This is a genomic window from Stenoxybacter acetivorans DSM 19021, assembly GCF_000745895.1.
In the GTDB taxonomy this organism is placed as follows: Bacteria; Pseudomonadota; Gammaproteobacteria; order Burkholderiales; family Neisseriaceae; genus Stenoxybacter; species Stenoxybacter acetivorans.
Map to the genome: position 1 here is coordinate 1 of NZ_JQKE01000097.1, position 5697 is coordinate 5697.

A 5697-nucleotide genomic window follows, 5' to 3' on the forward strand; every position below is an offset into this window, starting at 1 on the left:
CATGGATTAAAAGGAAAAGCAGAGGCTGATATTTATTTGGTTGGAAGAATACCTAAAGCAGCCGGTCAATTGATGAAAAAGATGATGAAGCGGCGCAGTGCAATAGAACCCATTATCGGTCATTTGAAAAAAGATAACCGTATGGGCATCAATTATTTAAAAGGCAAGATTGGTAATGAAATCAATCCGATTTTGGCTGCCGCTGCTTACAATTTCCGTAAATTGTTGACATGGTTGTTTTTTTGTCGAAAAAATTTAATTTTATTTAGGTTTTTAAGACAAGATTTTTGGCAAGTTGTTTGAATATTTTAGATCAGGTTCTTCAGGGACGACTATGTACTCATTTTGGAATGATACGCCGCAAAGCGGCGGGGAATTTGACCCAAAAAAGATTTAACATGGCATTGATACGCCTAATGCGCTTCTTCCCAATTCTTGCCCGTTCCCACCTCTGCCACCAGCGGTACATTTAATACGGCAACGTTTGCCATGATTTCAGGCAGCCCGTTTTGTACGGCAGACAATTCAGCTTCGGGCACTTCCAATACCAGTTCATCGTGTACTTGCATAATCAAACGGCTACTTAATGCTTTTTCTGCCAACCAGTACTGTACCTGAATCATGGCGCGTTTAATGAGATCAGATGCTGTGCCTTGCATGGGCGCATTGATTGCGGCGCGTTCTGCACCGGCACGTTCAGAGGCATTACTGCTTTTCAATGCGGGTAAATAAAGGCGGCGGCCAAACAGAGTTTCGACATAACCCAAACGCTGTGCGGCTTCTTTGGTACGCTGCATGTATTCGGCAACACCCGGATAACGGGCAAAGTAGCGATCAATAAAATTTTTGGCTTCTGCATTGGCAATGCCCAGCGATTTGGCTAAACCGTATTGTCCCATACCGTAAATTAAACCAAAGTTGATGGTTTTGGCATAACGGCGTTGTTCTGAATTAACGGTTTCAGGGGAAATACCAAAAATTTCAACAGCGGTGCGGCGGTGCACGTCTTCATGGTTGGCAAAGGCATTAATTAAAGTAGCATCACCAGAGAGGTGTGCCATAATCCGTAATTCAATTTGCGAGTAATCAGCAGATACAATCAGGCTGCCTGCAGGCGCGATAAATGCACGGCGCACACGGCGGCCTTCTGCGGTGCGTATGGGAATATTTTGCAAATTGGGGTTGTTACTGGCAAGCCTGCCTGTAATCGCCACGGCTTGGGCATAGGTGGTGTGTACGCGTCCGGTTTTTGGGTTAATCAGAGTGGGCAGTTTGTCGGTGTATGTGGATTTGAGTTTGGCGAGGCTGCGTGTTTGTAAAATCAATTTGGGCAGAGGGTAATCCAATGCCAGTGTTTCCAATACGGCTTCATTGGTGGAAATACCGCCTGAAGCCGTTTTTTTTAAGCCTGTAGTGGGTATGCCCAGCTTGTTGAATAGTATTTCTTGCAATTGTTTGGGTGAATTGAGGTTGAACGGCTGTCCCGCCAACTGATAGGCCTCTTGCTCAAGCTGCACCAGTTCACTGCCCAGATCGTGGCTTTGGCGTGACAATTCGGTGCTGTCCAGCAATACACCAATACGCTCCATTTGAAACAATACCTGCGCCACCGGCAATTCCATGTTGATATACATCGCCATTTGAGCCGCGTCCATTTGTGCGCGTAAAAATGCTTCTATGCGCAGGGCAAAATCGGCATCTTGACAAGCGTAGCGGACGGCATCTGCAAGCGCGACATCAGCAAAGCTGATTTCTTTAACACCTTTGCCGCACAAGTCTTCGTATTTGATGGTGGTTAAACCCAAGTGCCGTTCTGCCAATTCGTCCAAACCATGCCCTAAGTGACTTTCTAACAAATACGAAGCGAGCATAGCATCGCCGCCTACTCCTGCCAAGCCAATGCCGCAATTGGCAAATATGTGTTGATCGTATTTGAGATTTTGCCCGATTTTCTGTGGCTTTTCGCCTTCTAAGAAAGGTTTCAGGCAGCCCAGAACTGTTTGCAAAGGCAGTTGTTCAGCAACCGCCGTTGCGGTATGTCCAACCGGAATATACACCGCGTCGCCCGCTGCAAAAGCAATGCTGATGCCCACAAGCTGTGCTTTTATGGGATTTAAGCCGGTGGTTTCGGTGTCTAAACCGATACTGTCTGCGGCTTGTAAACGTTGTACCAACGCTTGCAGCTGCACATCGGTGGTAATGGCGGTGTAGTTGAGTGCAGACGGCGGTAATGGCTTGAGCGTATTGTTTGCATTATTGTCAGCAATATTCAGGCTGCCTGAAAATAAGTTTGTTGAGGTTCCACTGAATAGATCACCGTTGCCGCCATTATTTGCTTGTTGCACACGGGCTTCTTTTAACCATGTCCGAAAACCCAGCTGTTCAAAATGTTGTGCCAATGCTGCCCAATCGGGTTGACGGCGGCGCAGGCTTTCCATGCCTTGCGGCAATTCGGTGTGTAAATCCACATCGGTTTTAATGGTAATCAATTCCCTTGATAAAGGCAGACGGTTTAAGGCTGCCTGAAAATTTTCGCCCACTTTGCCTTTGATGTCAGCGGCGTGTTGCATCACATTATCCAACGTTTGGTATTCTGCCAGCCATTTCACGGCGGTTTTTGGTCCGCATTTTTCCACACCCGGAACATTATCAACGGTATCGCCAACCAGGCTTAAATAATCAATGATTTGATTGGGTCTCACACCAAATTTATTGACCACACCCGCAATGTCTAAAGTTTCATTGCTCATGGTATTGACCAGCGTTACCTGCTCATTCACCAGCTGCGCCATGTCTTTGTCGCCGGTGGAAATCACCACTTGCCAGCCTTGCGTTTGAGCCTGTTTTGCCAGTGTGCCAATGACATCATCGGCTTCCACTTGAGGCACAACCAATACCTGCCAACCCATTAAATCCACAAGTTGCGGCAACATCTCCGCTTGCGGACGTAAATCTTCAGGCATGGGCGGACGATTGGCTTTGTACTCGGGATACAGCGCATGGCGAAAATTATCGCCTTTTGCATCAAACACACAACAGGCATAATCATGTGCCACTTCGGCTCGCAAACGGCGCAGCATATTCAATACGCCGTACACCGCCCCTGTGGGTATGCCATCGGGGGCGGATAATTGTGTCATGGCGTAGTAGGCACGATAAAGATAAGAAGAACCGTCAATAAGGAGCAGTGTTTTGGGTGTCATAAGAAAAGATTAAGGTAGCGTGAATAAGATATGGTAATGCCTGTTTCAAATGTTAAATTTAGTGTTACGTTATATGACTAAGCTGTGTAAAATACACGAAACTGCCGCGTTGATTCACTCTTAAATTTTAAGTTTGGGAAAATTGCCGGCAAATCCTTGCTGATGCCATTATTGACGGGAATACAGTAATATGCAACCAAAGCCGCAATTGATAACACCGTTATCTTCAAAAGAAAAACCACAAAAGCCAAAAAAATCGAATCAACACTCTTGGTGGAAATTGCTGCTGTTGGCTACCGTTGTGGTGGGGCTAAGTGGCTATGGCTTAGGAACATGGCTGTCATCCGGCGATCATTTAAGCCAGCGAGAAATTACCGAGCGTAAAGTTGCATTTGACAGTTTACGCGACAGTCAGCATACCAAAGCAAATATCGTACCGCAAAGTAAAATCGACAGCATCATTGAACAAATGCCGTTATCCTCTCCCAAAGAGAAAGAATATTTGAAAAACAGTCTGGCAACAGGATCTGGAGATATCCGCTTGGTTGAATTAACGCTTTGGGACGACCTTGCCCCCGATGGAGATGTTGTTTCATTAAGTTCTGCGGGATACTCCCAGGAAATTTTACTGAGCAAAACACCGCAAACTATTCATTTTCCTGTAGAAACACTTCGACCTGTCATGATTACCGGCATACGTGATGGCGGCGGCATTACACTGGGTTTTGTCGGTTCCGGTCAACCGGTGATGTTACCTGTGTTGATAGAAGGCGAAAGCATCGGTTTTGTTTTGAAATAAATTTATGCTATGAATACCATATACCGTATTTTGCCGTTGCTGATGTTGGTTTTTTTACTATTAATGCTGGGTCAGATGTTTGCTGGCTTTTGGCCAACTTTACAAAGCTTTTTGGTAGATGCAGTTTGGTATTTGTGTGCATTGGCTGTATTGATATTATTGTTACTTTGGGTAACATGGCGACATTGGCAGAATAATGCGCCCAATTGGATATACAGGATCTTTCCCGTGGACATATTAGACCGATTAAGTAATAAAGTTTACATAGAAGAAGCTGCTGAACGCATGGACAAAGAAGCAGTGATTTTGAATGCGGAACAATTAACCCAAAGTTTACAAGAACAAGTGGTTGGGCAAAATCAAGTGTGTTCGGATTTGGCAATACAATTGCGCCGCCGCTTGGCTTTGCATCAACGAAGAAAACCAGTGGGTGTATTTTTGTTTGCAGGTCCTCCGGGGACAGGTAAAACATGGTTGGCAAAAGTGTTGTCCAATGTTTTAGAGCGTAAACTGTTACATTTTGACATGACGCAATATGCAGCAGGAGCGTTCAGTGCCTCACAATTATTCGGCATGACGCGCGGTTATGTTGGCTCAACCAGTTATGGTGCGCTTACTTCAGGCCTGCGAGACTATCCGGAATCAGTGGTTTTATTAGACGAAATTGAGAAAGCACATCCCGATATTTTAAAAAATTTTCTAACTGCATGGAATGACGGCTTCATCACCGAGGCATCAGACGGTAAACAAATTGATTGCAGCCATGCCATTTTTATTTTAACTTCCAATGCAGCCACCGATGAATTAGCTGATGTACAAAAATCACTCAAGCATGATCCGGACAGCTTACGTGCGGCCTCCGTTGCCATCTTAAAAGAAAAAGGATTTGCTTCTGAAGTGCTAAATCGCATTGATCGTATTTTTGTCTTCGCACCATTCAGCGGCTTAGATATTGCACGTGTGTGTGCTTTGGAAATAGAACGTATGATCAACGGCTATGGTTTGGAAGTGGCAGGACAAGGTATTGAACCGGAAATTATTATTCGTCTGATGGAGCGTTATAAAAAACAAGGCAATCAAGCCAACAGCCGTGATGTTGTCCGCGCTTTAGAAGAATCAATGGCAGATTCATTAATTCAGGCGCGGCAAAATGGTTTTAATATGATTGAATTATGCTTACAAAACGGCAAAGTGCGTGCCATCACTCGCCGAAAGTATCCTAACGAATAAATTACCATGTCCAGTCGGTTACCCAATAATCATTCATCATCGCATTCTTCAGGTAGCCTGAATGCTTTGTGGCGGCATTCAGTCAACTTTCGCCGCCTTGTGTACATGGTTGTAGCCATAATCATATTGAGTGTAACCTGTAAGAATTACCCGCGTTATTTACACTTTTCATCAAAATAAAAATATTTCTCTAGTACCTCGTATGGTGTCGCCCCGTTAAGTGATTTATGGGGCTTCACCGTATTGTAGTAGTTGATGAAGCGATTTAGCTCCAGCTTTCGATGCTCACTGTCCTGAAAGCGTGTTTTATCGTGCCACATCTGCATCAACGTCCTGATAACCCGCTCTGCCTTACCATTGGTCTGTGGGCGGGCAACTCGGGTAAATTTTTGATTGATGCGATGTTCTGTACAGACAATTTTGAAAGCATGTTCCGGCGTTCCCTTGTATTCTGTCCCGTTATCC

At 45.0% G+C, this 5697-nt stretch carries 4 protein-coding genes and 1 pseudogene; 3 read left to right on the forward strand and 2 right to left on the reverse strand.

Annotated features, from left to right (window positions below; all coding sequences use genetic code 11):
• Positions 1–303 (forward strand): annotated as a pseudogene (locus tag Q384_RS14150) (hypothetical protein); the annotation flags it as partial.
• Positions 304–413: 110 nt separating this feature from the next.
• Here the strand turns inward: Q384_RS14150 and polA are convergent.
• Positions 414–3203, reverse strand: coding sequence for a DNA polymerase I (gene polA / locus Q384_RS10410; RefSeq protein ID WP_084224470.1), 2790 nt, complete (start codon positions 3201–3203; stop codon positions 414–416).
• A 190-nt stretch (positions 3204–3393) separates the two neighbouring features.
• On the opposite strand from polA, the gene Q384_RS10415 reads away from it, so the two are divergent.
• Positions 3394–4002 (forward strand): hypothetical protein, encoded by a 609-nt coding sequence (locus Q384_RS10415; protein WP_037587864.1) that lies wholly within the window; start codon positions 3394–3396, stop codon positions 4000–4002.
• A 228-nt stretch (positions 4003–4230) separates the two neighbouring features.
• Positions 4231–5232, forward strand: a complete 1002-nt coding sequence (locus Q384_RS10420; RefSeq protein ID WP_211251105.1) for an AAA family ATPase — start codon at positions 4231–4233, stop codon at positions 5230–5232.
• Positions 5233–5387: 155 nt separating this feature from the next.
• Here Q384_RS10420 and Q384_RS10425 read toward each other — a convergent pair.
• Positions 5388–5697: integrase core domain-containing protein (locus Q384_RS10425; RefSeq protein WP_037587867.1), on the reverse strand; the 310-nt coding region annotated here is incomplete at its 5' end.

Bases quoted from the DNA above. Each gene is read 5' to 3' on its own strand.
- polA (WP_084224470.1), bottom strand. From the start codon at position 3,203: ATGACACCCAAAACACTGCTCCTTATTGACGGTTCTTCTTATCTTTAT.
- Q384_RS10415 (WP_037587864.1), top strand. From the start codon at position 3,394: ATGCAACCAAAGCCGCAATTGATAACACCGTTATCTTCAAAAGAAAAA.